The following is a 25,545-nucleotide window of genomic DNA, read 5'->3' on the forward strand; positions in this document are numbered from 1 at the left end:
TTGTGTTCTCACGCCCTGTGCGCGGCTTCTGGATCGCCAGCAAAGCTGGCTTACCTATCGGCGCCGTAGCAGGGCGATGAAGAATACCCCGCCAATCGCTGCCGTGGCGATGCCGATGGGCAAGTCTTGCGGGGCGATCAGGGTGCGGGCGGCAACGTCCACCCAGACCAGAAACAAACCGCCGAGCAAGGCGCTGACCGGCAGCAGTCGCCGGTGTTCGGCGCCCACCAGGCGCCGGGCCAGGTGCGGCAGCATCAACCCGACAAAACCAATCGCCCCGGACAACGCCACCAGCACCCCGGTCAGCAATGCCGTGCAGACGAACACCTGCACGCGTACCGCCTGGACATTGAACCCCAGGCTCACGGCCGTGTGTTCTCCGCTCATCAATGCATTCAAGCCACGGGCCAGGGCCAGCAAGGCGAGCAGGCCGAGCAGCAAGCACAGTGCCGGCAGCCAGAGCATCTCCCAACGTGCCAGGCCAAGCCCGCCGAGCATCCAGAACATCACCGAATTGCTGGCGTGTTGGTCGCCGGTGTACAGCAGCAGGTTGACCAGTGCCATCAGCACGAACGACACCGCCACCCCGGCCAGCAACAACCGTTCGCTGCTCAAGCGGCCTTGTTGATTGGCTACCGCCAGCACCAGGGCCATGCTGCCCAGGGCGCCGATGAAGGCGGCCAGCGGCAGGCTGAACACCCCGGCAAAATCGCCGAGGAACAGCACCACCAGTACTGCGCCCAGCGCCGCACCGGAGCTGACCCCCAGCAGGTGCGGGTCGGCCAGCGGGTTGCGAGTCACGGCTTGCAGGGCGGTGCCGACCAGGGCCAGGCCGGCGCCAACCAGTGCGCCCAGCACCACCCGTGGTGCACGAATCAGCCAGACGATGCGTGACTGGCCCTGCGTCCATTCACCGCCACCGCGTAGCCCCAACTGCTCGCCAACAATCCCCCAGACGTACGCCAACGGTACGCTCGCCGAGCCAAAGGCCAGCGCCGTCAGGCACGACACCAGCAGCACGCCCAGTAACCCAAGCACCAACAGGCGGTACGCCGCCACGCTACGTATCGGCATCACTGACCTGCCCGCGCCACGGTCTGCGGATGCAGGGCGTTGGCGATGGTTTCGATGGCCTCGGCGTTGTCCACGGACGGCGTCACCGCCACATAGGGCAGCACGATAAAGCGTTGCGTGCGGATTGCACTCACGCCCTGCAGGGCCGGGTGCTGCAGCAGGAAATCACGCTTCTGTTGCCAGGTGCGTGGGCCATAGTCGACGATCAGGATGACCTCGGGGTCTCGCTCGACCACACTTTCCCAGTTGACCTGGGTCCAGCTGGCGGCGATGTCGTCCATCACGTTGTGGCCACCTGCCGTCGTCAATAGCGCCTGCGGAATACCCAGGCGCCCAGAGGTCATGGGGCGGTCTTCGCCGCTGTCGTAGAGGAATACGCGCGGCGTTTCGTTCGTTGCCGTCAGCCGCGCCTGAACCCGGGCGATACGTTGGCGCAGCTCGTTGATCAACGCCTCGGCGCGGGCTTCGACCGAGAAGATTCGCCCGAGATTGCTCAGGTCACGGTACAGGTCGTCAAGGCTGGCCTCGCGTTGCGGCATGATCCGCGAGCAGGACTCGCTCAGTTCATAGACCTTGATCCCAAGTGGTTCAAGGCTGGCCGGGGTGAGCGGGCCGCCAATCCGCATGCCATAGCCCCAACCGGCGAAAAAGAAGTCGGCACCCGCGTCCAGCAGGTTCTCTTCGCTGGCGTAGTGGCTGGCGAGTTCCGGCACACCCTCGAGGGCCGTGCTGAGCCTCGGGTCGAGGGTTTTCCAGCCGCTGACGCCGGTGTAGCCGACCATGCGTTCGCGCAGGCCGAGGGCCAGTAACATCCCGGTCAGGTTGATGTCATGGCTGACCACGTGCTGCGGCGCCTGCTTGAATGTGACCTGGCGGTTGCAGCTCTGCACACTCAGCGGGTAATGGCTGGCCTGGGTCGAGAGGGCCGGCAGCAGCGCAAGCCAGGCGAGGTAGGGAAGCGCTCGTTTCATGGTTCGGTGATCCAGGTAATGCGCGGGTAGCCGGCCAGTGGATGGGTGTCGACCAGTGCATGCACACCGAATACCTGGTGCAGGCGTTCGGCCGTCAACACCTCGGCCGGTGTGCCGCTGGCGACAATGCAGCCGTTGTCGATGACGTAAAGGCGGTCGCAGAATGCCGCAGCCAGGTTCAGGTCGTGGAAACTGGCCAGGGTACTCAAGCCCAGGCGGCGCAAGTGGCCCAGCAGTTCCAGTTGGTAGCGTGGGTCGAGGTGGTTGGTCGGCTCGTCGAGTATCAACAGTTGCGGTTGCTGCACCAGTGCACGGGCCAGCAGCACGCGCTGTTTCTCGCCACCGGAAAGGGTGGCGAAATCGTGTTGATCAAGGTTGCCCAGGCCAACCGCGTCGAGGGTCTGTGCGATCAGCTGGCGGTCTGCCTGGTTGTCGCCGGTAAACATCCCCTGGTGGGGCGTGCGGCCCATGGCCACGACGTCAGCCACGGTAAGGCCGAACGCCTGGGGAAACTCCTGCAGCACGACGGCGATGCGTTGCGCGCTCCAGCGCGGGCGCTGCTGCCAGAGGTTAGTGCCGTCCAGGCTGACATGCCCGGCCAAGGGCAGGTTGAAGCGGTAGGCGCAGCGCAACAGGCTGGTCTTGCCACTGCCATTGGGGCCGATCAGACCGACGAACTCACCGGCCGCCACGTGCAGGTCGATACCGTGCAGCAACCAGTGCTGACGACGCTCGAGTGCTGCCGGCGTCCAGCGCAGTTGGTGGATATTCAATGCGGTCATGAGCGGCGGTTCCTTGTGCCTTAGAAACGGTAATCGAGGGTGGCGAAGTACGAGCGCGGCGCCCCCATCAGCCATTGCTCAGCGCTATGGGCCGTGACGGCATAGCGGCGGTCGAGCAGGTTATTCAGTTGCAGGCCCAAACGCACCTCCGGCAGCAGTTGCCAGCCGAGATTCCCATCGATCACGGTGTAGCCCGGTACCGTTGCGGTGTTGGCGGTATCGGCATAGCGCGCATCAACGTAACGCAAGCCCAGGCCAGCATCGAGGTCGTTGCGCAAGGCCTTGCTGAGCCAGAGGTTGGCGGTGCGCCGTGGTACACCGATCGGGCGGTTGCCCGAGCGGGACACGATATTACCGGCCACCACCTCGTCGAAGTCATCATACGCGGCACGCACCAGCGAGGCGTTTGCCGAGACGTGCCACTGCTGCGCAAGGGCCAGCTCCAGGGTCGCCTCCAGGCCTTCGGAAGACTGCTGGCCGACTTGCTGGGTGAGTCGCGTGTGGCTGTCGGTGACCACTGGCAGCTTCTTTTTCACGATCTGATAAGCCGCCAGCGTCCACTCGCCACGGCCGTTCCAGAACTGCTGCTTGAGGCCGAGCTCGGTTTGCTTCGACTCGGTCAGGTCCATCTGCTGTGCAGCCGGGCTGAGGCTGATCAGGTCGCCAACCCCGTCTTCACTGGTGGAGTACTGGCCGTACAGCGACAGCTGCTCAGTGACTGCATACACCAGCCCGGCACGCCAGTTGCCGCCGTCGAGGCTGCGGTCGCTGCGCGTGCCGTCGACCCGGTTGTCGCGGTCGATATGGTTCTGGTCGCGGCGAATTCCGGTGACCAACGACCAGCGCTCTGACAATTGCGTGCGGTTTTCCGCGAACAGGGCAAAGGTTTGGGTGGTGCTGTGAGTTTGTGGGCGGGTGGGGTCCTGGCTGCTGAAGTAACCCGGGGCCGGTTGCCACGGGTCGATGTAGTCGCCGCCGTTGTCGGTGTAGGGAGAGTTGCTGTCGACGTCGAAACGAATCCGGTTGTATTCGGCACCGACCACGGTCTTGCTCGTCAGGCCTAACAACGTATGGTCGAGGGAAAAGCTCTGGCGGTCGCCGATTTGCTCCTGATCATGCTTGATGTGCAGGTAGCTCTGGCGCAGCAGTTGGTCGCGGCTGTTGTCCCAGCTGTAGTCCTCGGCATTGCGCCAGTGCCGGCGGCTCTTGATGTAATAGAGCTGGTTGCTGGCCGTCAGGCTCTCGTTGATCGACCAGTCGCTGTTCAGTCGCGTCCATTCATCGTGGTAACGCTGTACCGCGTCATGGAGGTTGTAGTTCTTTTTGCGCAGGCTGTCGCGGTAGTGGCCGTCGATCAGTGGAGTACCGAAGTCGTTCATCGGCTCACTGTCGCCACGCTCATGGGCCAGGGTGAAGCTCAGGTCATCACTGGCATCCCAACGCAGCGCGGCACTGCCGGCGAGGTTTTCCGAGTCGCCGCGATCAATCCAGCCGTTGCTCTGCTCACGGTTGAGGGTGAGCCGGTAGCTCAGCCGCTCGTTTAACGAACCACCGCTGTCCAGGCCCAATTGCTGGCGGTCATACGAGCCATAGCCCAGGCGCAGATGGTTACGGATCTCGCCGGTGAAGGGCTTCTTCGGGATCACATTGATCACGGCCCCGGTTGCCCCTTCGCCATACAGCACCGAGGCCGGGCCGCGAATGATGTCGATGCGCTCGACCATCCACGGGTCTACCGGGAAGCTCTGGGTGCCTGCACCGGTGTACAAGCGCGAGCCGTCGAACAGGGTCATCACCGAGCTGTGACCGCTGAAGCCTCGGGCAGAGAGGGCTGTGTTGCCGTTGCCCGGGGTGCCCACAGAGGTGATACCCGGCGAGCGACTGACCGCGTCCTGCACACTGCGGTTGTTGCGCCCGTCGATGGCCTCGGCAGCGAGGCTGCTGGTGCTGGCAGGCGTCTCCAGCGCACTGAGGTTCAGTCGGGAGCCGGTCGGCAGTGGCGTTGCCAGATTGATGGCTTCGCGTTCGCTATCACGATCGCCCGTGATGGCTGTCGAGGGCAGGGCGAGGATGCGCTCGGCATCATCGGTGGCCAGTGTCGGCAGTGAAAGCGAGAGGCAAGCAGAGGACACAAGGGTGTGAAACAGGTAATTGCGGGACATGTCGTTCCAGGCTGAAACAGGAATGAATGAATCCCGGGGGAATAACGCATAGAGGCATGACGAGCACGCAGGCGCCCGCCAACCGGCCTGCGCCCGCCCACCGCGGGGTTGCCAAACAAGGCTTCAGGCCGGTCTCCGGGCTTGCGAGGGTCATGGGGCCTTCACCTTCCCATGCCGTGGCACAGTGGTCTGTCGAAGGCCTCGCTCGCTTACCGTTGCGGGGGCAGCGCCGGACTGGTCAAAGAGACGCACCGGCTTCCCGTTTCACCCTGCGCACGGCGGCGCAGGACACCTGAAACTGGCGCGCATCTGAACATCGAACGCCAGCTCAGTCAATCACTTAGCCGCGTTGCGCGGCAGCAGTGGCAGGTGTTGTCGTGCTCGATTTGCGCACCAGGCTGATCATCAGGACGATGCCGGCGACCGCTGCGGTCATCAGGGTTTCATAGCGATATGCAGCGCTGAACAACATGTAGCCGAGCACGCTGCAGATCAAGGCGATGACGAACCAGGTCAGCCATGGGAACAGCCACATCCGAAACACCGGGGTCTGGCCTTTCTGCTCCAGCTGCTTACGCATGCGCAGTTGTGACACCGCGATCACCAGGTACACCAGCAGGGCGATGGCGCCGGTGGTCGAGAGCAGGAAGCCAAAGACCTTGCCCGGCAACAGGTAGTTGATCAGGCAGCCGACGAAGCCTGCCAGGGTGGACATCAGCACGGCCACGGTCGGCACGCCGCTGCGCGAAATGTAGCGGGTTGCAGTCGGTGCTTCGCCGCGTGCGCCCAGCGAGTAAAGCATGCGCGATGCGGTGTACAGGCCCGAGTTCATGCAACTGGTCACGGCGACGAACACCACCAGGTCAACGATCAGTTTCGCGCCTGGCACATTGAGCACTTCCAGTGCGCGCTGGAACGAGCCGACTTGCAGCAGTCGTGGGTCGTTCCAGGCAACCAGCGAGACGATGAAGAAAATCGAGAAAATGTAGAAGATCGCAATGCGGTAGATCACCAGGTTGGTGGCGCGGCGGATCTTCTCTTTGGGGTTCTCGGTTTCGTCGGCGGCGATGGTTACGATCTCGGCGCCGAAGAACGAGAAGATGGTCACCAGAATGCCGCCCAGTACCGCACCAAAGCCATTCGGCATGAAGCCGCCATTGCTCAGCAGTTGGCCGACCCCCGAGACCTCAGCCAGCGGCCAGTAGCCCAGTACGGCCGCGCTGCACACGCCGATGAAGGCCAGGATGGCGATGATCTTGATCAGGGCGAACCAGTACTCGAAGGTGCCGAAATTACGCACGCTGATCAGGTTGGTGGCCGACAGGGTAATCATGATCAGGAAAGTGAAGGCCCAGGACGGGATGGCAGGGTACCAGGCATGCAGGATGTCGGCACCAGCGATGGCTTCGACCGGGATGATCAACACCCAGAACCACCAGTAAAGCCAACCGATGGTGAAGCCGGCCCAAGGGCCGATGGCCTCGCCGGCGTAGGTGGAAAACGAACCGCTGTTCGGGTTTGCAACGGCCATTTCGCCGAGCATGCGCATGACCAACAGCACCAGCAAACCGGTCAGTGCGTAGGAGATCAGGATGGCCGGGCCCGCGGTGGCGATAGCGTTGGAGGAACCGATGAATAGACCCGCACCGATAATGCCTGCGATGGAGATCATCGAGACCTGGCGCGTGGTCAGGCCATGCTTGAGCGAGCGTTGCCCGCGGTTGTTATTGTTTGAACTCATGCATCAACCCTCGGTTCAGCAGCCCCCTGGCTCACAGGTCCGTTCGGGGTGAGCCGGCGCTGAACAATCGTTAGTAAGGAAACCTTCCGTGTCGGTACTGCGTCCTGGTTCTGGTAATTGATCCAGATCAGTATTGGTCGACGAACGGGGCTTCAACAAACGAGCAATACTCAGAACATCATTCCTTGGAGGAATTCAAGGTGTGCCTGGGACGACCGTGCGAGGTCTTAAGGAAAACCTTCTTGCTAAGTGCTTTGTGGTCGGTGACGACAAATTCGATACTTTTAGGAATGACAGTAGAATTTTTATTCGCTTGTGCCAGGCCACCGTCACTCGCTTAGATAGCCGCCATACACGACCCTCAAGCCACGGGAGCGGCGCTTGTCATGCCTGCGCAAACCATCAGCAATTCCATCGCAATAGTTCACCCGATCGAACTCGATCATGGCCGCAATGCCGAGGTCTGGGATGTCGATGGCAAGCGTTACATCGACTTTGTCGGCGGTATCGGCGTGCTCAACCTGGGCCATTGCAACCCGGCGGTGGTAGCGGCGATTCAGGCGCAAGCGGCACGCTTGACCCACTCGGCGTTCAACGCTGTGCCGCACACGCCTTACCTTCAGTTGATGGAGCGGCTTGTGGCGTTCATCGGCCTGAGCTACCCAGCCAGTGGCATGCTCACCAACAGTGGTGCCGAAGCAGCCGAAAATGCCCTGAAAATTGCCCGGGGCGTTACCCGGCGCACTGCAGTGGTGGCGTTCGACGGCGGTTTTCATGGCCGCACCCTGGCCACCCTGAACCTCAATGGCAAGGTCGCCCCGTACAAACAAGGCATTTGTGTGTTGCCGGGGCCGGTCTATCACTTGCCATACCCCAGCCCGGACAACGACGTCAGTGTCGACCAGGCGCTGAAGGCCATGGAGCGCCTGTTCAGTGTCGAAATCGACGTCAACGAGGTGGCCTGCTTTATCCTGGAGCCGATTCAGGGCGAGGGTGGTTTCCTGGCGCTGGAGCCAGCGTTTGCCCGGCACCTGCGTCAGTTCTGCGATGAGCGCGGGATTCTGCTGATTGTCGATGAAATTCAGTCTGGCTTCGGTCGCACCGGGCAGCGTTTTGGCTTCGGTCGCCTGGGTATTGAGCCGGATCTGCTGCTGCTGGGCAAGAGTATTGCTGGCGGGGTTCCGCTGGGCGCGGTGGTGGGCCGTCGGCAATTGATGGACACGCTGCAGCGCGGCGCTTTGGGCGGTACCTATTCAGGCAACCCCATTGCCTGTGCGGCGGCGTTGGCCAGCCTGGAGCAAATGAGCGACAGCAACCTCGCCACCTGGGGCGAGCGGCAAGAGAAGGCGATTGTCGAGCGTTATCAGCGCTGGAAAGCGTCCGGTTTGTCCGCTTACCTGGGGCGCTTGACCGGCACGGGCGCCATGCGCGGCATCGAGTTGGTAAACGCGGACGGCTCGCCAGCGCCTCAGGCGCTGGCCACGTTGCTGCAAACCACCCGTGAGGCGGGGCTGTTGATCATGCCGAGTGGCAAATACCGGCATATCGTGCGCCTGCTGGCGCCGCTCACCATCGAACCCGAGGTGTTCGAGGAAGGCCTGGATATTCTCGAACGCTGCCTGGCTGGACTCAGCGCCTGACATCATTTCCCGCCTTACTGCTCGCAGCGGCCCTCGGGCCGCTGTAGCACGACGTCCTGAAGACGCTGACCCGGCTGGCGACCTTGCCACCTCGGTAAAAAATACCCTTCACCCCATGAACCTTGTGCAGCGGCTCCAGTCTTAGGCCCTGCCTTGGCATGTCTTGCCTTGGCTGCGTTACTGCCTTTTCTGTCGTCACCTCTTCAGAGCTGTCTGCCTCATGCGCCAAGCCGTCCACTGTTCCCGCGTTGTTTCGCTCTGCCTCGTCCCGCTGTTGCCGCTGCTTTCCAGTCCCGCCCATGCACGCGGGGAACAGCAACTGGCGGAGGCGATCAACGACTACCGTGCTCATCCCCAGCGTTGCAGCAGAAGTGCGGGCCGCGCCTTGCCGCCACTGGCGCTGAAGTCGAGCCTGGCGTTGCCGATTCGCTATCGCGGTGAAATGCGCGAGGCGCTGAAGGATTCCGGCTATAGGGCCGTTGCAGTGCGGAGTATCCGCTTGGTGGGTGCCTACGACGCTGATGAGGCGTTCGACCAGCTAGCGCGTGATTACTGCGCAGCCTTGCTCGATAACCAGTACGCGGATATCGGCATCCGTCGTGACGACAGTGAGTGGCGAGTCGTGTTGGCGCGCCCCTTGCTCGAGGGGCATCTGGAGGATCGGCGAGCAGCGGGCGCTACCTTGCTGGCACAGGTCAATGCGGCGCGGGCAAAGCCGCGCCTCTGTGGTCGTAAACGGTTTGCCGCCGCCCGGCCGCTTACCTGGAGTAGCGCCCTGGGGGCCGCAGCGCAAGGGCATAGCCGGTCGATGGCCAGCGGCAACTACCTGGCCCATCGGGACCTTGATGGTGACATGCCTGCAGACCGGGCATGGGCGGCTGGCTACCGTGGCCGGCAGATTGGCGAGAACATCGCCGCCGGGCAAGGTTCAGCGAACAAGGCCCTGGCGGGCTGGCTGGCCAGCCCTGGCCACTGCGCCAACCTGATGAGCCCGATGTTTACCCAGGTTGGCGCGGCCTATGCGACAAACTCGCGTAGCGATGCGGGGGTCTACTGGACGATGGTGTTCGGTGCGCCCTGAGTAAAGCCCTTGTGCCGCAGGGGGGGATTTCGCGCATTATTAGCACCATCAGTAAAAGGGAGAGTTACATGCGCGTCCTATCATCCGCTTTGCGTTTTGCCGCGTTGTCTGTGGGGTTGGTGTTAGCCGCCACGGCAGCCGCGACCGAGGAGACGCAACTGGTCCAGTCGATCAATGCCTACCGCAGCCAGGTGCAGCGTTGTGCGGGGCAGGCCTCGCAGGAGTTGCCGCCACTTGCAGCCGATCCGCGTCTGGTGCTGTCTGCCAGTAGTGTCGGTGACCTGCAGCAGGCACTGGCGCGAGCCTCGTACCCGATGGTCAATGTGCAGGCGATCAGCTTGTCCGGGCCGCGTGATGCGCAGGCGGCGATGAAGGCGGTGCAGGAGAGTTTCTGCCAGATTGTGCTCGACCCGCAGTTCGTCGATATCGGCGTCAGCCGCGAAGACCGTGCCTGGCGCATCGTGCTGGCCCGGCCGCTGCTGGCGGGGCGACTGGGCGACTGGCAAGCCGAGGGCCAGAAGCTCCTCGAACAGATCAACAGCGCACGTGCGCAGGCCCGCCAGTGCGGCACCCAGCCCTTTGGCGCGACAACACCGTTGGCCTGGAATGCGACACTGGCAACGGCGGCTGAAGGCCATACCCGATCCATGGCCAACAACAATTTCTTCGATCACAAGGACCGCGAGGGTCGTACACCGGGTGACCGGGCTGAACTGGCAGGTTACAGCGGCCAACTGATTGGCGAGAACATTGCCGCCGGGCAGGACACCGTACGCAAGGTGGTCGACGGCTGGCTGGCCAGCCCTGGCCATTGTGCCAACCTGATGAACCCGAGGTTCCGCGAACTGGGCGCAGCCTACGCAGTCGACCCCAAGAGTGACGCGGGGATCTACTGGACCGCGATGTTCGGTACGCCGTGAGCGCCGGGGTATCAGTACGTGCGCGGCGCCTGCATCGTTGGCAAGCCAACTCCCACAGCGATCCGCGCAGAGCACGGCATTCCCGTTGAGAGAAGGCTTGCCTGCGATGGTATCGGCGCGGTGTCAGCGAGTGCGCGGCGCCTGCATCGTTGGCAAGCCAACTCCCACAGCGATCCGCGCAGAGCATTGCATTTCCGGCGAGAGCAGGCTTGCCTGCGATGGTATCGGCGCGGTGTCAGTACGTGCGCGGCGCCTGCATCGTTGGCAAGCCAACTCCCACAGCGATCCGCGCAGAGCATTGCATTTCCGGCGAGAGCAGGCTTGCCTGCGATGGTATCGGCGCGGTGTCAGTACGTGCGCGGCGCCTGCATCGTTGGCAAGCCAACTCCCACAGGGAGCACTGCGCTTTCGGTATTTGGCTTAGGGGCGTTTCTTTTGCAGGCTTTTCAGGCGCTGGGTTGCGCGTTGTACGGCGGCCATCTTTTCCGGCCGCTTCATGCGCTTCCATTTCTTGATGTCTTCCTTGCTGCGACCACAGCTCAGGCACAGGTCGCCGCTGAGCTGGCAGACGGCGATACACGGGTTCTCGATATCCTTGGCCATGCTTCAACCCCGCGCCAAACGCTGTTGCCAGTTTCCCGCATGGGTGCGCTGGCATTGTTCTTCCGTGTCGTAGTGCACATGTGTCGACACGGGGTCGAGGGCAATCCCGGCTTCAGCCAGCGCCATTGCCGTCAGCTCAACCATGCGCGCGCCTTGCCCGCTGGCCAGGGCCTGTTGCTTGTTGGTCAGGGTATCGAAGACCCAGGTCACCCTCAGGCTGGAGGGGAACGCCCGGTAATCCGCCGTGTGGGTTAGCCAGCAGAACCCGACGATTTCTGCCTTGGCCGTCTCGCAGGCCTCGGTCAGGGTTGCCACCAGGCGGCGCTCGATGTTCGCCTGATCGCGCTTGTTGAAAAACATGGGTTGATCCTTGCCTGTGTGTCGACGTGCAGTCTCTGGGGTGAAACGTTTTTTGCGCGAAGGGGTGACTTGTTCCGCTTGGTCGTCATCTCTGCTTGCATCATAAGCGATGTGCTGATGCCTCAAGCACAGAATGCTGAGTTGCTGATCGATATCGACTACTTCAGCAATCGCGCTGATTCGGGCTGCGGACCAGGCGTTTTACAGCGCGAAAGCCGCAGGCCGCAACCGTGTGGCTGTTCATGCGGCGCTACAGCAGGAGCAGCAAGCCCCCGGCTGACAGGCCTAGCAGGAAGCACAGGCTTTCCACGCCCGCTTTTCGGGAGGCCAGGGTGAAGGCATAGATCCCCTTGACCAGGTTGTTGCTGGCCGCTGCAACGATGATGGCGGAGGCTGCGACCGACAGCGGGGTGCTGCTCACGGCAGACTGCGTCATGCCGAGAATGAACGGGTCTACATCGGTGACGCCCATCACCGAGGCCAGTGAGTAGATGCCCACGGACCCCAAGTATTCGATTGCCAGGTGTGTTGCCACCAGCATGCCGACAAACAGAAATGCGAACAGTAGCGCGGCACTGATTTCCAGCGGGTTCTTGGGTTCAAGTGGCTTTATCGTCGTCGCCCCGGCGTATCCTTTTCGCGACCATAGCCAACCGATGAGTATCGCCATACTGCCCAGGACGATGAACGGAAGTGCCAGGCGGCTCATCAGGTCGCGGTTGAACAGGGCCAGGAGTGCCGCCAGGCGCAAGTACATGGCGCCCGATGCAATCAGGATGGCGCCAGAATAAAGGTGCGCCTGTTCTTCCTGCTGCGAGCGCCTGGCAAGCACCACCGTGGTCACAGTCGATGAATAGGCGCCCCCTACGAGTGCCGACATCAACACGCTGCTCTGGTTTTTTGTCACGCGCTGCAACACATAGCTGCCATACGACATTGCGCTCACAGCAACCACAACAAGCCAGGTGGTGAAGGGGTTGATCTGAAACGGGGTGAGCGGTGTGTTCGGCAACAGTGGCAGGATGACTGCGGACAGCAGGAGAAATTTTGCGAAGGTCAGGATGTCCGTGGTTTCAATGCGCTTGGCCAGGTTTTCCAGCTGTGTCTTCAGCTCCAGGAGGATGATGCTCGACACGGTCAGCGCGGTGGCCAGCCAGAACATCTCGTGATAGATCAGGGCGCCCACCAGGTAGGTGGTCAGCCCGGACATTTCCGAGGTGATGCCGGGTGATCCGGTAGAGGAGAGCCGGTGCCAGTAGGCCATTAACAGGAAGGCCGCCACAACGGCAAAACCCAACGCTTGCGGCAGCAGTTCGCCACTGTTCAACACTGCAATGGAGTAACCGATCAGGCCTATCAGTGGATAGGTACGGACGCCGCCAAACGCATACTGGTCATTGTTGGTCTTGTGCTCTTCGCGTTCCAGCCCGATGAGGAAAGACAGGAACAGCACAAAGAACAGGTGGATTGCGTCTGTGGGGAGCCAGTCAAAGCTGTTCATCGAATCTCATCAAGGCAGGTGGCAAGAAATTTTCACACTATAGACTCATCCGGTCGGAATGCTTGCCGGTTACCGGTGTTCGCATCCATTCACTGCCGGGTTAGCCGTGTTTGAGGGGCAGGCGGAACCCGTTGCGCTTCAGTGTCTCACTCGGAAGCTCCTTGAACAGTGCCTGGTAACTGCTGGAAAACCGCCCCAGGTGCCAGAACGACCAGCGCATTGCCACTTCCGCCACGGTCACATCGCGGGCCTTGAGCAGTTCGCGTCGTGCGCCGTTGAGGCGACGCAGGCGTAGCCAGTGGGTCGGGGTCATGCCGGTATAGGCTTTGAAGGCGCTCTGCAGTTGGCGCAACGATCCCCCCGCAATGTGTGAGAGCTCCAGCAAATTGACGGTTTCCTCGGGTGAGTCGGCCGCCCACTCGCAGACCCTGCGCATGATGTTGCGCTCTTCGGTGCGCCGCCACAGCTCGTTCTGCCCAAGGCGGGCACAGGCGTTGTCGAGGATGAACAAACAGTCTTCCAGCAACTGCTCGGCCAGTGCGCCCTCGTCGGGTGAGTCGAGGCTTTGCGAGAGTCGGGTGAGGGTGCTGCTCAGCCAGCTGCTGAACAAGGCATTCTGCTGGGAGTTGAGCGGCGCCATGAACAGGCCTTCCATCGCGGCGACATCCAGCCCGTGCCCACGAACGAACTCCGGGCCAAACACCACGGCCACTTCCTGGTAGTTCTCCGGAGTGATCCAGATATTGCGGCTCTCGCCGTTCAACACGTAAAGGCTGTTGTCGCTGCGGTCGAAACAGAACGCCAGTGAGCCACTGGGTGCGCTGAAGCTCTGTTCTACGCGAGTGTTCATGCGCTCTTCGTAGACGTCCACGCCCTGCAGGTCCAGGCAGCGCACCAACCCCGCGAAATGCCCAGGTGACATTTGCTGATAGTGCTGCGCCCAGCCAGGGGTCGCACGCACCTGTTCGGCAACATCTGCGGTGGTAAAAGCCTGGACACGCAAGGGGTTCAGCGACGTCATGGGAAACCTTCAATGCACTGCATTGGTGCATTTTGTTGTGTTCAAAGTGGATAGATCGAAGCCCGATCGCTCGCCCAAGATAGTCCTCAACGCGATGCAGGGGAAGCCATGCACCCCGCGATGCGTAGAAGGCGCCATGTCGGGTGCCACCCCAAAACAACAACGAGGTTTTTATGAATACCCCTTTCGATCAGCTGTCCGCCTGGCTGAAAGAACACAAGATCACTGAAGTGGAGTGCGTGGTCAGCGATTTGACCGGGATTGCCCGTGGCAAGATCGCGCCCACCAACAAGTTCCTGCATGAACGGGGCATGCGCCTGCCGGAAAGTGTGCTGCTGCAGACGGTGACCGGCGATTTCGTCGACGACGAAATCTACTACGACCTGCTCGACCCGGCCGATATCGACATGATCTGTCGGCCAGACTCAAACGCGATCTATGCCGTGCCGTGGGCCATCGAGCCGACCGCCATTGTGATTCACGACACCTTCGACAAGCTCGGCAACCCGATCGAACTGTCGCCGCGCAACGTCCTGAAGAACGTTTTGAAGCTGTATGCCGATAAAGGCTGGCAGCCCATCGTCGCGCCCGAGATGGAGTTCTACCTGACCCAGCGCTGCGACGATCCGGACCTGCCGCTGCAAGCCCCGCTGGGCCGCTCGGGCCGTGCCGAAAGTGGTCGTCAGTCGTTTTCAATCGACGCCGCCAACGAATTCGACCCGCTGTTTGAAGACGTCTATGACTGGTGCGAAGCCCAGGGCCTGGACCTCGACACACTGATCCACGAAGACGGCCCGGCGCAGATGGAAATCAACTTCCGTCATGGCGATGCGCTGGACCTGGCTGACCAGATCACCGTGTTCAAGCGCACGATGCGCGAGGCTGCGCTCAAGCACAACGTCACCGCCACCTTCATGGCCAAGCCGATAGGGGATGAGCCAGGCAGTGCCATGCACCTGCACCAGAGCGTTGTGGACATCGCCAGCGGAAAACCGATCTTTGTCGATGCCGACGGGAAGATGAGCGAACTGTTCCTCCACCACATCGGCGGCCTGCAGAAGTACATCCCGAAAGTGCTGCCGATGTTCGCGCCCAACGTCAACTCGTTCCGCCGCTTCCTGCCGGACACCTCGGCGCCGGTGAACGTGGAGTGGGGCGAAGAAAACCGCACGGTGGGCTTGCGTGTACCGACCTCCAGCCCTGAAGCCATGCGCGTGGAAAACCGCCTGCCGGGGGCGGATGCCAACCCTTACCTGGCGATTGCCGCCAGCTTGCTCTGTGGTTATCTGGGCATGGTCGAGCAGATCAACCCGAGTGCCGCCGTGCAGGGCCGAGCCTATGAGCGCCGCAATCTGCGCCTGCCGATCACCATCGAGGATGCGCTGGCGCACATGGAAGACTGCCCGACCATCGAGCGCTACCTGGGCAGTAAGTTCGTGCGCGGTTACGTCGCGGTGAAACGTGCCGAGCACGAGAACTTCAAGCGGGTCATCAGCTCATGGGAGCGTGAGTTCCTGTTGCTCAGCGTCTGATTTCGGCCACGTCATACCCATCGATAAAACAATATGAAAGGTGTCGATATGCGTCTTATGAAAACCGTTGTTCCGGCGGGCTTTGCCTTGCTGTTCGGTACGCTTGCCCAGGCTCAGCCAAGTGTCAGCGTGTACAACTGGACTGACTATATCGGTGAGACCACGCTCGCTGACTTTCAGGGCAAAACCGGGATCAAGGTGATCTACGACGTATTCGACTCCAATGAAACCCTGGAGGGCAAACTGTTGGCAGGCCGTACCGGGTACGACGTGGTGGTGCCGTCCAACCACTTTCTGGCACGCCAGATCAATGCTGGCGCGTTCCTGAAACTGGACCGCGCCGAGCTGCCCAACTGGAAGAACCTCGATCCGGCGCTGCTCAAGCTGTTGGAAAAGAACGATATCGGTAACGCGCACTCGGTGCCCTATCTGTGGGGCACCAACGGCATCGGCTACAACGTCGACAAGGTCAAGCAGGTGCTGGGTGTTGACCACATCGACTCCTGGGCCGTGCTGTTCGAGCCCGAGAACCTGAAAAAACTCAGCCAGTGCGGCGTGGCGATGATGGACTCGGCCGATGAGCTGTTTCCGGCGGTACTCAACTACATGGGCATGGACCCGAACAGTACCCGCCCTGAAGACTACAAGAAGGCCGAAGCCAAGCTGCTGACCTTGCGGCCGTACATCACCTATTTTCATTCTTCCAAATACGTGACGGACCTGGCCAATGGCGATATCTGTGTGGCGATGGGTTATTCAGGTGATGTGTTCCAGGCCGCCAACCGTGCCAAGGATGCAAAAAACGGCGTTCACATCGCCTACGCCATTCCCAAGGAAGGCAGCAACCTGTGGTTTGACCTGCTGGCGATTCCCGCCGATGCGAAGAACACCACGCAAGCCCATGCCTTCATCAACTACCTGCTTGAGCCAAAAGTGATCGCCAGCGTGAGCAGCACCGTTGGTTATGCCAACCCGAACCCGGCGTCCAAGGCGTACATGGAGGCCGAGCTTGCCAGCAACCCGGAGGTCTACCCGCCGCAAGCCGTGCTGGACAAGCTGTACATCTCGCAAACGCTGCCGCCTGCGATCATGCGCTTGATGACCCGCGCCTGGAGCAAAGTGAAATCCAACCAATGAGTCGAGCACGTACCATGGCAACGTCGTCGGAACATGCCCGTTCGTACTACTACGCAACGGTGAAACACATGGCTGCCTATCCCGCGCTCGCATCGGATGTTATCGCCGATGTCTGTGTGATCGGCGGCGGCTTTACCGGGGTCAACACCGCGATTGAGCTGGCCCAGCGGGGGCTCTCGGTGGTGTTGCTCGAAGGCAGGCGAGTCGGCTGGGGCGCCAGTGGGCGCAACGGCGGCCAATTGATTCGCGGAATCGGTCACGATGTTTCAGGCTTTGCCCGTCATGTCGGCCAAGAGGGCGTGCGCTATCTGCAGCGCGCAGGTATTGAGTCGGTCGAGGTGGTCGGCACGCGGATTCGTGAACACGCGATCGACTGTGACCTGCGCTGGGGGTTCTGTGAGCTGGCCAATACGCCTGCGCAGTTCGCCGCCTTCAGCGAGGAGCAGGAAAGCCTCGCAGCCTTGGGGTACCGCCATGAAACCCGACTGATCAGGCCAGAGCACATGCGCCAGGTCGTGGCGTCGGACGCTTATGCCGGTGGCTTACTGGATATGGGCTCGGGCCACCTTCATCCCCTTGATCTGGTCTTGGCTGAAGCACGTCTGGCCGAATCACTGGGCGTACGTATCTACGAGCAAAGCCCGGTGCTGGAACTGATCCACGGCGACACGGTACAGGTGCGTTGTGCCAAGGGTACGGTCAAGGCGGGAAGCCTGGTGCTGGCGTGCAACGCGCACCTGGACGACCTGGAACCGCGCCTGAGCGGCAAGGTGCTGCCTGCTGGCAGCTACATCATCACCACGGAGCCGCTGGCGCCCGCCGTGGCCAACGCGCTGATCCCGCAGAACCTGGCCCTGTGTGACCAGAAAGTCGGCCTGGATTATTACCGCCTGACCGCTGACCGGCGCTTACTGTTCGGTGGCGCGTGTCACTATTCCGGGCGCGACCCGGCGGATATCGCCAGCTACATGCGACCGAAAATGCTCAAGGTGTTCCCGCAACTGGCCGACGTGCGCATCGACTTCCAATGGGGCGGCAAGATCGGCATTACGGCCAACCGTTTTCCCCAGGTTGGGCGTTTGCAACAGCACCCCAACGTGTTCTATGCCCAGGGCTACTCAGGCCATGGCCTGAACGTCACTCACTGGACCGCGAAACTGCTGGCCGAAGCGATTCATGCCGGGCACAGCCATGGCCTGGACATCTTCAGCAAAGTGCCGCACATGACCTTCCCCGGTGGCCCGGCCTTGCGCTCGCCGCTGCTGGCGCTGGGGATGTTGTGGTATCGGCTGCGGGAGTTGTTGGGGTAGCGCCAGTATTCTCGTTAAAAGGACGAGGAGGTTACTCGGCCGCAACCACCTGATTGCGGCCGAGGGCCTTGGCGCGGTACATGGCTTTGTCGGCATTGTTCAACAGGTCGTGCAGGTCCATATCCTTGGCACTCGCCGAGGCTACCCCGAGGCTGGCGGTAAGGCGTTGTGTTCGTGTTTTTTCGAGCATCAACGGCATCTCGGCAATCGATTTTCCGAGCTGTTCGGCAATGCGTAGCGCTGCCTCCAGGGTGGTATCTGCCAGCAGTACCGCGAACTCCTCACCGCCAAGCCTGCCGTAGACGTCCGATTCGCGAAAGGACGCCCGGATCGCTGCACCTATTTGGCGCAGAACCTCATCACCGGCCTGGTGGCCGTGTGTGTCGTTGATCTGCTTGAAGTGGTCGATGTCCAGCACCAGGGCGCAAAGGGGCCGCTGATTGCGCTTGCAGTAGTTGTAGAGTTGCTGGGCATGTTCAAAAAATGCGCGGCGATTGTTCAGACCGGTGAGTTCGTCGGTCTGCGCGGCATAGCTGGCAATGCGGTGTGCGTGCTCCATTTCATGGGTTAGACGAAAGGCTTTCTCCAGCGCCTCGGAGAGCTCGCGCGTCGCCCGCACGATGGATGCCGAGAACAGCAGGGCGGCGATGGCCATGCCGACCTGCATCGCCGATGGTTGAAGCAGTAGCCAGAGCGTGCACGGCAGCAAGACCAGCCCCATGGCCGACAAGGTCATGGATCGGTACGCCGAGTAGCAGGACACGGCGCTGCCGGCCATGCCGACGGTAAACAGCAGTACGATCGCCTGCGCCAGGAGGTCATCACTGGGCATTATCGCCAGCGCGCCGAGCCCCCAGAGGCCAGCAGAGAGCACCAGGGTGATCCAGTACTTGCCTTCCCAGCGGTCAGGAATGCGTTCGCGCTCATGGCTGCGAAAGTAGGCCAGGAACAAGCCGATGCGCAGCAGTGTTGCGCCACCCAGCAGTGAGATCCATAACAGAATGACGGATTGATCTGCACGCTCCCAGCACAGCCAACAGAGCATACAGGCGGCAATGAAGCTGCCGACCACCGCCGTTACGGACTGACGGAACAGCAGATGCAAGCGGTCGGTACGAACTTGCTCGGCAATGAGCACATTCTGGTCATGCTGTAGTGCAAAAGGGTTCATTCGCGCCGCCCAATCATGACACTGCTCCATCAGCGCAGTTGGGGGATGGTTGACTGTCATCGACCCAGGCGCGTGAGTGCTAAAAACCTTACGAATATAGAGGATAACTCAGCGACGTATCTATGCAATCCAGAGGCCACCAGGAAAATATCCAATCTGCGTTGGCTGCTGGGGTGTAGGCGCGTTTGTACTGAATCATGGGGGGATCGGGTTACTGTCGATCGACCGAGAACTTGCCTGCGCCTGTCACGCTGAGCAGCAACAAGCCTCCCATGATGCTGATGTTCTTGTAGAACTGGATCATGTTAGCGGCCTTGTCGGGCTCAGGCATGCTCCAGAAGGGATGGCCAATGAGTGCCGTCCCCAGCACGAACAACGCCATCAATGCTGCCAGTGGCCGGGTAAAAAAACCGACTACAAGGGCAATGCCGACGAAGAACTCCATCAGTATTGCGATCCCTGCTGCCACGGGCGGCATCGGTGCGCCAAGCGACGCAAGATAGCCTGCAGTACCTTCGAAGTTGGTCAGCTTGCTCCAGCCAGACATGACAAAAATAGTCATCAGCAAAAGGCGTGCGATGAGGATGATCAAGTCTTTCTGCTGTTCAAACAGGGTGTAACGCATGGTCTTTACCCGATGCTGAATGTAATGCCATGAGTCTAGTCATTGCGTCGCCGAGTGCCAGTACGCGCAAAGGCTGAGGTGAGTACCTGCAGCCAGCTCATCACCGCGCCTCTAAGCTGTGGGCTGTGTTGAACAGGCGTTGCATCTGGTCGGCCGGTCGTGGCTGGCTAAACCAGTAACCCTGGCCATAGTGGCAGCCTTCATTGAGCACAAAATCGAGTTGTGCCGGGGTTTCGATGCCCTCGGCGACGACTTCCAGGCCGAGGTTCCGGCCAAGGCCGATGATCGCCTGGCTGATCGTGCCTTGTTTGCTATTGAACGGGATACCGCCGATGAAGCTCTTGTCCAGTTTGAGAATGTGCAGTGGAAAGCGCGTGAGATAGCCGAGTGAGGAGTATCCGGTGCCAAAGTCGTCCAACGCCAACAATACGCCCAGGCTGGCCAGTTCATTCAGGCAGGCCAAGGTGTTCGAGTCCTCATTGATCAACTGGCTTTCGGTAATTTCCAGGATCAGGCTGGCAGGGGGCAGGCCGCTTTCCTGCAGGATATCGATCAGCCTGGGGGTGAAGTCGGTTTGTTGCAGTTGCAGGCTGGAAATGTTCACCGAACAGCGGATGTGCTCATGTCCTTCCATCTGCCAGGTGCGGGTCTGCTGGCAGGCCTGGCGCAGTACCCATTCGCCGACGTGGATGATTTCTCCTGATTCCTCCAGCGCTGGAATGAACTCCAGAGGGGAAATCAGGCGGTCGTCCTGGCGCCAGCGCAGCAGTGCTTCCACCCCGCACACCTGTGGTACCCCTTGGTCCAGGCGATAGATCGGTTGGTAGTGCAGTTCGAATTCATCGTGCTGGAGTGCCTGGCCCAGCGCGGACTCCAGTTCCAGATGGTGCTGTGCATTGTCCTGCAAGGCTTCACTGTAGTGGGCAAAGCGTGCCTTGCCAGCAGATTTTGCGCTGTAGAGGGCAAGGTCGGCGGCCTGGACGACATCCAGCGCTTTGCCATGTTCGTGCATGGGGGCGATGCCAATACTGGCACTGACCACAAGGGTATGGCCGTCGATATGCAGCGGCTGATGCAGGTTGTCCAGAATGCGTTGGGAGATGTGTTCGGCGTCGAGGCTGCAACTGAGGTCGTTAAGCAGGACGATGAACTCGTCGCCGCCGAAGCGGAACAGTTGATCACTGGGGCGCAGCGCGTTTCTCAGGCGCTGGGCCACTTCGACCAGCACGCGATCACCGACACTGTGGCCGAGGCTATCGTTGATCAGCTTGAAGCGGTCGAGGTCGATGAACAGCAGTGCTTCGTAGTCACCGCCCTTGCGCTGTTTCATGATGGTCTTCTGCATTTGCTCATCAAGGCGTATGCGGTTGGCCAGACCGGTCAGCGGATCATGGTGAGCGGCATGCATCAGGCGTTGCTCGACGTCTTTGCGGGCACTGATATCGGACTGCGAGCCGGCCATGCGTAACTGGCCCGGTGTGGTGACTTCGGCGACCCCGCGTACCAGTACCCAGGTATAGTCACCGTTGCTTTGGCGGATACGGTACTCATGGTGCACGAGGGCGGTCCGCCCTTGCAGGTGGGCATCGATGGCTTGACGAAAATCCGGCAAATCGTCCGGGTGAACGCGGTTGAACCAACTGGCACTGCTCTCGCCCATGCTGTCGCGGCTGAGGCCGAGCATGCTGGCCCAACGCTCGGATACATACAGTCGATCCTGGTCGATGTGCCAGTCCCAGATGCCGTCGTTGGCACCGCGCAGTGCACGGGCGAAGCGTGCTTCGCTGTCTTCCAGCGCCTTGTGCTGCGCTGCGCTGTAAGTGTCGATGGCCAGGGTCATGTCGAAGAACACGGCCTTCAACAGGCTTGAGTAAAGCGTGGCCTGATCGCTGTCACCGAATAGGCTGGCAAGCATATCGTCAAGGTACAGACGGTAGGTGCCCAGGTACCATTTCAACTCCAGGCCGACCTGTTGGTGGATCACGCCAATGCGCAGGCGGCTGTTGATGTAGGCATCATCGTAGAGACCAGCCCACAAGCGCTGGTAGTAGTCCGCCTGGCTGTGCTTCAGGCGGGTAGTGATCTCGGGCGTGCGCAGCAGTGCAGACGGTGTGGCAAACTGCTCCAGGTGACGGTACAGCCGATTGATGAACGTCGCCTGAGCAGGGGCCATGCGCGCTGCTGCTGCGCTGAGACGCTCGGCATCCGCTGCGTTCCAGTCGAGAAAGCGAAAGCGCTCGGCGATTTCCTCCTGGTCGAGGCGAATACGTTTAAGCAACTCCGTCAGATCTGCTGTCACCTTCATTCACATGGCCCTGTACTTGTACAGATACGTTTTCTGCTGAAAAAAAAGCGCCGTGACCCTGCATTCTGCTCAAGAACGCATGGTCACGGCGCTTCGTCTTTCAGGCCCGATGTCCTGCTCGGCAAAGCCGGCTCCCGCTTCTAGCGGAACCTACTGATGGCATAATTACATCATTCTGGATTGTCTGACAACTTCTCCAGCAGCCCAACCAGACGCCGCCGTAACATCCCCAGTTCGCGGGATTTGAAGGCATGACGCGTCTGCTCCAAAACCTCGGTCGTTTCGACCAAGGCCGCGTGTACTCGCCCGGTCGACCCGAGGTGCGCGTCACCTAGCCAGCGACAAAGGGGGGCGGCACTGCAATCACTCGGTACAACCAGCACCTCGCAGTCTGGCGCGATGTTAGCCAGCAGCGGGCGTAGCTGGTCGGCTAGCACTTCATTGCTGCAGATGATTCGGGCTGCCTGGTTGGACTCGTACATGGCACTGCATCCCTACGAAGGTGGACGGGCTATGTACAGCAACGCCTGTTGCAGTTCACTGACATGAATCAACGTTCAAGCCGACCGTGCTCAGTTGCTGCTGTTTGGTAGGTGCGCCTGCCTCATGGTTGATAACTGTATTGAATACTTGGATGATGGCTGATTGATGTCAATGCTGCGTCAGTGTGACGCGTTTAAAGTTCCTCGATACGATCAAGGTGCACCGACTTCAGGCCCGCGTTTTGATTACTGACACCATGACGTTTGGCACACGGGTGCTAAGGAGCGGTTGCGATGTTTAGTGGTAAATGGCGAACGCGAGTTGCCGAGCAGGACGATGAGCTGGTCGCGTTGCGCCGAGAAAACGAAGCCTTGCGCCAGGAAAACCGGCAATTGGCCGATCTGGTTGCCCAGACCCAGGCCGAACAGGCTGCGCTCAATGGTTACAGCCGCTACCAGAGTGAGTTGCATGACAAGCTGGGCATGTTCGATGACTCCATGAAACAGATCCGTGATGGCGTCGTCCACCAGGCAGAAGTTCTGCGCGGCGAAGTGGATCACCTCAAGGCCAATAGCGGTGTATTTGCCCAAACCTCCGAGATGCTGTCCTCGTTCTCCAGTTCGCTCACACACATGGCAGAGCAGGGTGTGAGCAGCGTGGAGAGTGTCAGCCAACTCAAGACCCGCGTGAGTGAGATCAGCAACATCGTTGGCTTGATCAAGGCGATTTCTGACCAGACCAACCTGCTGGCACTGAATGCGGCCATCGAGGCGGCGCGTGCCGGTGAACAGGGCCGTGGTTTTGCAGTGGTTGCCGATGAGGTCCGGGCGCTGGCGCAACGCACCCATCAGGCGACCCAGGACATCAGCGTTCTGGTGGATGGCATCAACACCGATACGGCGGCGGCAAGCGCCTCGATCGGTAACCTGTCCACCGAGGCAACCCGCCTGGCCAGCGATGTGTCGTCGTCGTCGCAGACCCTGGATGAAATGGTGGTGATGGGCGACCACATGACCGGCTTGATCGAGAATATCGCGCTCAGTTCGTTCTGTGAGGCGGTCAAGCTTGATCACCTGTTGTTCAAGTTGATGGTCTATCTGCGCCTGTTCAATCAAGACCAGAACCTTGAGCTCTCGGACCACAAGAACTGCCGTCTCGGGAAGTGGTACCTCACGCCTGAAACCCAGGAAACCTACCGAAATGATCGGTCATTCAGCCAGCTCGACGATCCGCACCGTCTCTGCCACGAGTCCGCAAGCGAGGCGTTGCACAAGGCGCAGCACAAGGATTGGAATGCCGTGGTGCAGTCGCTGAACAGCATGGAAGTCGCCAGCTTGAAGGTTAACCAGGTTCTGGTTGCGCTGGCTAACCGGGACGCTTAGCAGAGGATTGCCGCGTACGGGTCGCACTCATGCTACTAGTATGAACATGCAGCCGTTAAGGAGCCTGGCATGATTGCGATACGTGAAGCATGGAAAGCCGGTTTGCTCGGGCGCGAGCATTGGCTAGGCAATCTGGTGTCCGGGGTGGTTGTCGGGGTGGTTGCACTGCCGTTGGCCATGGCGTTTGCCATCGCCTCGGGAGTCAAGCCCGAGCAAGGCATCTATACCGCAATCATTGGCGGCCTGCTGGTGTCGATCTTTGGCGGCAGCCGGCTGCAGATTGCCGGCCCGACGGGGGCATTTATCGTCATCCTGGCAGGTGTCACCGCGACCCACGGTGTCGAGGGCCTGCACATTGCCACGATGATGGCCGGCGTCATCCTGTTGCTGCTGGGCATCACCCGCCTGGGTGCAATCATCAAGTTCATCCCGGACCCGGTGATCGTCGGTTTTACCGCGGGCATCGGCGTGATCATCTGGGTGGGTCAGTGGAAGGACTTCTTCGGCTTGCCGGCAATTACCGGTGAGTACTTTCACGAGAAGTTCTGGCATTTGCTGCTCGCGCTGCCGAACCTGCACATGGCCACGACGTCGTTGGCGTTGCTCAGCCTGTTCCTGGTGCTGATCACCCCCAGAATTGCAGCGCTCAAACGCTTTCCCGGGCCATTGGTTGCCATGGTGGTTGCGACGCTGATCCAGTCGCTGTTTCACTTCGATGGCGTCGCCACGATTGGCAGTGCCTTCGGCGGTATCCCTCAAGGTTTCCCCGACTTCAACCCGCCGCAGATCACCCTGGCGCGTGTTATTGACCTGATTGGGCCGGCGTTTGCGATCGCCATGCTGGGGGCCATCGAATCGCTGCTTTCCGCTGTGGTTGCCGACGGAATGGCCGGCACTCGGCACGACTCCAATCAGGAACTGATCGGCCAGGGTATCGCCAACCTGGCAACCCCTCTGTTTGGTGGGTTTGCTGTGACCGGCGCGATTGCCCGTACCGCGACCAATATCCGTAATGGCGGTACAAGCCCGCTGGCCGGTATTGCCCATGCCATTACCCTGGTCTTGATCATTCTGTTCCTGGCACCCTTGGCCTCGAACATTCCTCTGTGCGCCCTGGCGGCCATCCTGTTCGTTGTCGCCTACAACATGAGCGAGTTGAAACACTTCAAGCGTATGGTTCAACGTGCCCCGCGCGCCGATGTAGCGATTCTGCTCATTACCTTCACCCTTACCGTATTCAGCGATCTGGTAATCGCCGTGAACATCGGCGTGATTCTGGCGATGCTGCAGTTCATGCGGCGCATGGCATCCTCCGTCGAGGTGCAGCAGGTCGTCGAGCATGAGCTCGAACACGAACTGCGCCAGAACGGTCACCAGCACCTGCCGCCTGGTGTGTTGATCTACACCGTCGAGGGGCCGCTGTTCTTTGGTGCGGCGGAAACCTTTGAGCGTACCCTGGCCCAGACGCATACCGATCCCGTCGTACTGATTTTGCGCCTTAAACACGTACCGTTCATGGATATCACCGGCCTGCAAATGCTCGAAGAAGTGATCCAGCAACTGCACAAGCGGCACATTGTCGTAAAGCTCTGTGAAGCCAATGCCAAGGTGTTGGGCAAGCTCGGCAGGGTAGGCATCCTGCACGCCATTGGCAGCCAGCATTACCATGCGGCGTTCAGTGACGCACTGGCTGACGCTGCCGAGCTTGCGCGCTGACCTCGACAGCGGGCGCTACGCTTGCCGC

20 protein-coding genes, 2 pseudogenes and 1 riboswitch are annotated in these 25,545 nt (G+C 60.8%); of the genes and pseudogenes, 9 read left to right on the top strand and 13 right to left on the bottom strand.

Translation table 11 applies throughout. The features are described 5' to 3' along the window. Positions 1-54: 54 nt before the first annotated feature. From EKA13_RS06740 to EKA13_RS06760, 5 genes and pseudogenes are all read right to left on the bottom strand, one after another. Complete coding sequence (locus EKA13_RS06740) at positions 55-1,074, bottom strand: FecCD family ABC transporter permease (protein WP_065758632.1); 1,020 nt, start codon at positions 1,072-1,074, stop codon at positions 55-57. Further along, on the bottom strand, positions 1,074-2,045 hold the full coding sequence (locus EKA13_RS06745; protein ID WP_065758633.1) for an ABC transporter substrate-binding protein: 972 nt from the start codon (positions 2,043-2,045) through the stop codon (positions 1,074-1,076). The genes EKA13_RS06740 and EKA13_RS06745 overlap by 1 nt, the downstream gene beginning before the upstream one ends. Next, positions 2,042-2,827, bottom strand: coding sequence for an ABC transporter ATP-binding protein (locus tag EKA13_RS06750; protein WP_065758634.1), 786 nt, complete (start codon positions 2,825-2,827; stop codon positions 2,042-2,044). Before EKA13_RS06750 ends, EKA13_RS06745 begins: the two co-directional genes overlap by 4 nt. Positions 2,828-2,847: 20 nt before the next feature. Further along, positions 2,848-5,039: pseudogene (locus EKA13_RS06755) on the bottom strand (TonB-dependent receptor). Positions 5,040-5,098: 59 nt separating this feature from the next. Then, a riboswitch (cobalamin riboswitch) is annotated at positions 5,099-5,299 on the bottom strand. 30 nt (positions 5,300-5,329) lie between these two features. Further along, positions 5,330-6,730, bottom strand: a complete 1,401-nt coding sequence (locus EKA13_RS06760) for an amino acid permease (protein ID WP_065758636.1) — start codon at positions 6,728-6,730, stop codon at positions 5,330-5,332. A gap of 386 nt (positions 6,731-7,116) precedes the next feature. Between EKA13_RS06760 and EKA13_RS06765 the strand changes: the two genes are divergently transcribed. The 3 genes from EKA13_RS06765 (at position 7,117) to EKA13_RS06775 (ending at position 10,371) form a co-directional block, all read left to right on the top strand. Continuing rightward, positions 7,117-8,370 carry a 2-aminoadipate transaminase gene (locus EKA13_RS06765; RefSeq protein ID WP_065758637.1) on the top strand — a complete coding sequence of 418 codons (1,254 nt, stop codon included), beginning with the start codon at positions 7,117-7,119 and terminating at the stop codon, positions 8,368-8,370. A gap of 220 nt (positions 8,371-8,590) precedes the next feature. Beyond that, positions 8,591-9,451 carry a CAP domain-containing protein gene (locus tag EKA13_RS06770; RefSeq protein WP_065758638.1) on the top strand — a complete coding sequence of 287 codons (861 nt, stop codon included), beginning with the start codon at positions 8,591-8,593 and terminating at the stop codon, positions 9,449-9,451. A 68-nt stretch (positions 9,452-9,519) separates the two neighbouring features. Next, complete coding sequence (locus tag EKA13_RS06775; protein ID WP_065758639.1) at positions 9,520-10,371, top strand: CAP domain-containing protein; 852 nt, start codon at positions 9,520-9,522, stop codon at positions 10,369-10,371. 420 nt (positions 10,372-10,791) lie between these two features. Here the strand turns inward: EKA13_RS06775 and EKA13_RS06780 are convergent, their stop codons facing one another. From EKA13_RS06780 to EKA13_RS06795, 4 genes are all read right to left on the bottom strand, one after another. Then, complete coding sequence (locus EKA13_RS06780) at positions 10,792-10,974, bottom strand: DUF1289 domain-containing protein (RefSeq protein ID WP_065758640.1); 183 nt, start codon at positions 10,972-10,974, stop codon at positions 10,792-10,794. Positions 10,975-10,977: 3 nt separating this feature from the next. Then, positions 10,978-11,334, bottom strand: coding sequence for a hypothetical protein (locus EKA13_RS06785; protein ID WP_065758641.1), 357 nt, complete (start codon positions 11,332-11,334; stop codon positions 10,978-10,980). A gap of 250 nt (positions 11,335-11,584) precedes the next feature. Further along, positions 11,585-12,835 (bottom strand): MgtC/SapB family protein, encoded by a 1,251-nt coding sequence (locus EKA13_RS06790; RefSeq protein ID WP_065758642.1) that lies wholly within the window; start codon positions 12,833-12,835, stop codon positions 11,585-11,587. Positions 12,836-12,935: 100 nt separating this feature from the next. Beyond that, a complete protein-coding gene (locus tag EKA13_RS06795; protein WP_065758643.1) occupies positions 12,936-13,856 on the bottom strand; it encodes a helix-turn-helix domain-containing protein in 921 nt (306 codons plus the stop codon). A gap of 173 nt (positions 13,857-14,029) precedes the next feature. Between EKA13_RS06795 and EKA13_RS06800 the strand changes: the two genes are divergently transcribed. The 3 genes from EKA13_RS06800 to EKA13_RS06810 are packed head-to-tail and all read left to right on the top strand — an operon-like array spanning position 14,030 to position 17,835. Further along, positions 14,030-15,388 carry a glutamine synthetase family protein gene (locus EKA13_RS06800; RefSeq protein ID WP_065758644.1) on the top strand — a complete coding sequence of 453 codons (1,359 nt, stop codon included), beginning with the start codon at positions 14,030-14,032 and terminating at the stop codon, positions 15,386-15,388. A 48-nt stretch (positions 15,389-15,436) separates the two neighbouring features. After that, positions 15,437-16,525, top strand: a complete 1,089-nt coding sequence (locus EKA13_RS06805; protein ID WP_065758645.1) for a polyamine ABC transporter substrate-binding protein — start codon at positions 15,437-15,439, stop codon at positions 16,523-16,525. A 14-nt stretch (positions 16,526-16,539) separates the two neighbouring features. Next, positions 16,540-17,835, top strand: coding sequence for an NAD(P)/FAD-dependent oxidoreductase (locus EKA13_RS06810; RefSeq protein ID WP_245704311.1), 1,296 nt, complete (start codon positions 16,540-16,542; stop codon positions 17,833-17,835). A gap of 31 nt (positions 17,836-17,866) precedes the next feature. Here the strand turns inward: EKA13_RS06810 and EKA13_RS06815 are convergent, their stop codons facing one another. From EKA13_RS06815 to EKA13_RS06830, 4 genes are all read right to left on the bottom strand, one after another. After that, positions 17,867-19,006, bottom strand: a complete 1,140-nt coding sequence (locus EKA13_RS06815; RefSeq protein ID WP_065758647.1) for a GGDEF domain-containing protein — start codon at positions 19,004-19,006, stop codon at positions 17,867-17,869. Positions 19,007-19,217: 211 nt separating this feature from the next. Next, positions 19,218-19,631 (bottom strand): DoxX family protein, encoded by a 414-nt coding sequence (locus EKA13_RS06820; protein ID WP_065758648.1) that lies wholly within the window; start codon positions 19,629-19,631, stop codon positions 19,218-19,220. Between the two features lie 100 nt (positions 19,632-19,731). Then, a complete protein-coding gene (locus EKA13_RS06825) occupies positions 19,732-21,936 on the bottom strand; it encodes a putative bifunctional diguanylate cyclase/phosphodiesterase (RefSeq protein ID WP_065758649.1) in 2,205 nt (734 codons plus the stop codon). A gap of 170 nt (positions 21,937-22,106) precedes the next feature. Next, positions 22,107-22,418 (bottom strand): hypothetical protein, encoded by a 312-nt coding sequence (locus EKA13_RS06830; RefSeq protein ID WP_065758650.1) that lies wholly within the window; start codon positions 22,416-22,418, stop codon positions 22,107-22,109. A gap of 711 nt (positions 22,419-23,129) precedes the next feature. Between EKA13_RS06830 and EKA13_RS28780 the strand changes: the two are divergent. The 3 genes and pseudogenes from EKA13_RS28780 to EKA13_RS06840 all read left to right on the top strand — a co-directional run. After that, positions 23,130-23,405: pseudogene (locus tag EKA13_RS28780) on the top strand (methyl-accepting chemotaxis protein); the annotation flags it as partial. Positions 23,406-23,429: 24 nt separating this feature from the next. Continuing rightward, positions 23,430-23,801, top strand: coding sequence for a CZB domain-containing protein (locus EKA13_RS28785; protein ID WP_256587635.1), 372 nt, complete (start codon positions 23,430-23,432; stop codon positions 23,799-23,801). Between the two features lie 69 nt (positions 23,802-23,870). Next, positions 23,871-25,517: a SulP family inorganic anion transporter gene (locus EKA13_RS06840; protein WP_065758652.1), complete on the top strand. Its 1,647-nt coding sequence runs from the start codon at positions 23,871-23,873 to the stop codon at positions 25,515-25,517. The last annotated feature ends 28 nt before the right edge of the window (positions 25,518-25,545 follow it).

The sequence above is a fragment of the Pseudomonas defluvii genome (assembly GCF_001695625.1).
Lineage (GTDB): Bacteria > Pseudomonadota > Gammaproteobacteria > Pseudomonadales > Pseudomonadaceae > Aquipseudomonas > Aquipseudomonas defluvii.

Excerpts from the sequence above, each read along its gene's own strand:
- EKA13_RS06740 (WP_065758632.1), bottom strand. The coding sequence starts at position 1,074 with ATGCCGATACGTAGCGTGGCGGCGTACCGCCTGTTGGTGCTTGGGTTA.
- EKA13_RS06745 (WP_065758633.1), bottom strand. The coding sequence starts at position 2,045 with ATGAAACGAGCGCTTCCCTACCTCGCCTGGCTTGCGCTGCTGCCGGCC.
- EKA13_RS06750 (WP_065758634.1), bottom strand. The coding sequence starts at position 2,827 with ATGACCGCATTGAATATCCACCAACTGCGCTGGACGCCGGCAGCACTC.
- EKA13_RS06760 (WP_065758636.1), bottom strand. The coding sequence starts at position 6,730 with ATGAGTTCAAACAATAACAACCGCGGGCAACGCTCGCTCAAGCATGGC.
- EKA13_RS06765 (WP_065758637.1), top strand. The coding sequence starts at position 7,117 with ATGCCTGCGCAAACCATCAGCAATTCCATCGCAATAGTTCACCCGATC.
- EKA13_RS06770 (WP_065758638.1), top strand. The coding sequence starts at position 8,591 with ATGCGCCAAGCCGTCCACTGTTCCCGCGTTGTTTCGCTCTGCCTCGTC.
- EKA13_RS06775 (WP_065758639.1), top strand. The coding sequence starts at position 9,520 with ATGCGCGTCCTATCATCCGCTTTGCGTTTTGCCGCGTTGTCTGTGGGG.
- EKA13_RS06780 (WP_065758640.1), bottom strand. The coding sequence starts at position 10,974 with ATGGCCAAGGATATCGAGAACCCGTGTATCGCCGTCTGCCAGCTCAGC.
- EKA13_RS06785 (WP_065758641.1), bottom strand. The coding sequence starts at position 11,334 with ATGTTTTTCAACAAGCGCGATCAGGCGAACATCGAGCGCCGCCTGGTG.
- EKA13_RS06790 (WP_065758642.1), bottom strand. The coding sequence starts at position 12,835 with ATGAACAGCTTTGACTGGCTCCCCACAGACGCAATCCACCTGTTCTTT.
- EKA13_RS06795 (WP_065758643.1), bottom strand. The coding sequence starts at position 13,856 with ATGACGTCGCTGAACCCCTTGCGTGTCCAGGCTTTTACCACCGCAGAT.
- EKA13_RS06800 (WP_065758644.1), top strand. The coding sequence starts at position 14,030 with ATGAATACCCCTTTCGATCAGCTGTCCGCCTGGCTGAAAGAACACAAG.
- EKA13_RS06805 (WP_065758645.1), top strand. The coding sequence starts at position 15,437 with ATGCGTCTTATGAAAACCGTTGTTCCGGCGGGCTTTGCCTTGCTGTTC.
- EKA13_RS06810 (WP_245704311.1), top strand. The coding sequence starts at position 16,540 with ATGGCAACGTCGTCGGAACATGCCCGTTCGTACTACTACGCAACGGTG.
- EKA13_RS06815 (WP_065758647.1), bottom strand. The coding sequence starts at position 19,006 with ATGAACCCTTTTGCACTACAGCATGACCAGAATGTGCTCATTGCCGAG.
- EKA13_RS06820 (WP_065758648.1), bottom strand. The coding sequence starts at position 19,631 with ATGCGTTACACCCTGTTTGAACAGCAGAAAGACTTGATCATCCTCATC.
- EKA13_RS06825 (WP_065758649.1), bottom strand. The coding sequence starts at position 21,936 with ATGAAGGTGACAGCAGATCTGACGGAGTTGCTTAAACGTATTCGCCTC.
- EKA13_RS06830 (WP_065758650.1), bottom strand. The coding sequence starts at position 22,418 with ATGTACGAGTCCAACCAGGCAGCCCGAATCATCTGCAGCAATGAAGTG.
- EKA13_RS28785 (WP_256587635.1), top strand. The coding sequence starts at position 23,430 with ATGACCGGCTTGATCGAGAATATCGCGCTCAGTTCGTTCTGTGAGGCG.
- EKA13_RS06840 (WP_065758652.1), top strand. The coding sequence starts at position 23,871 with ATGATTGCGATACGTGAAGCATGGAAAGCCGGTTTGCTCGGGCGCGAG.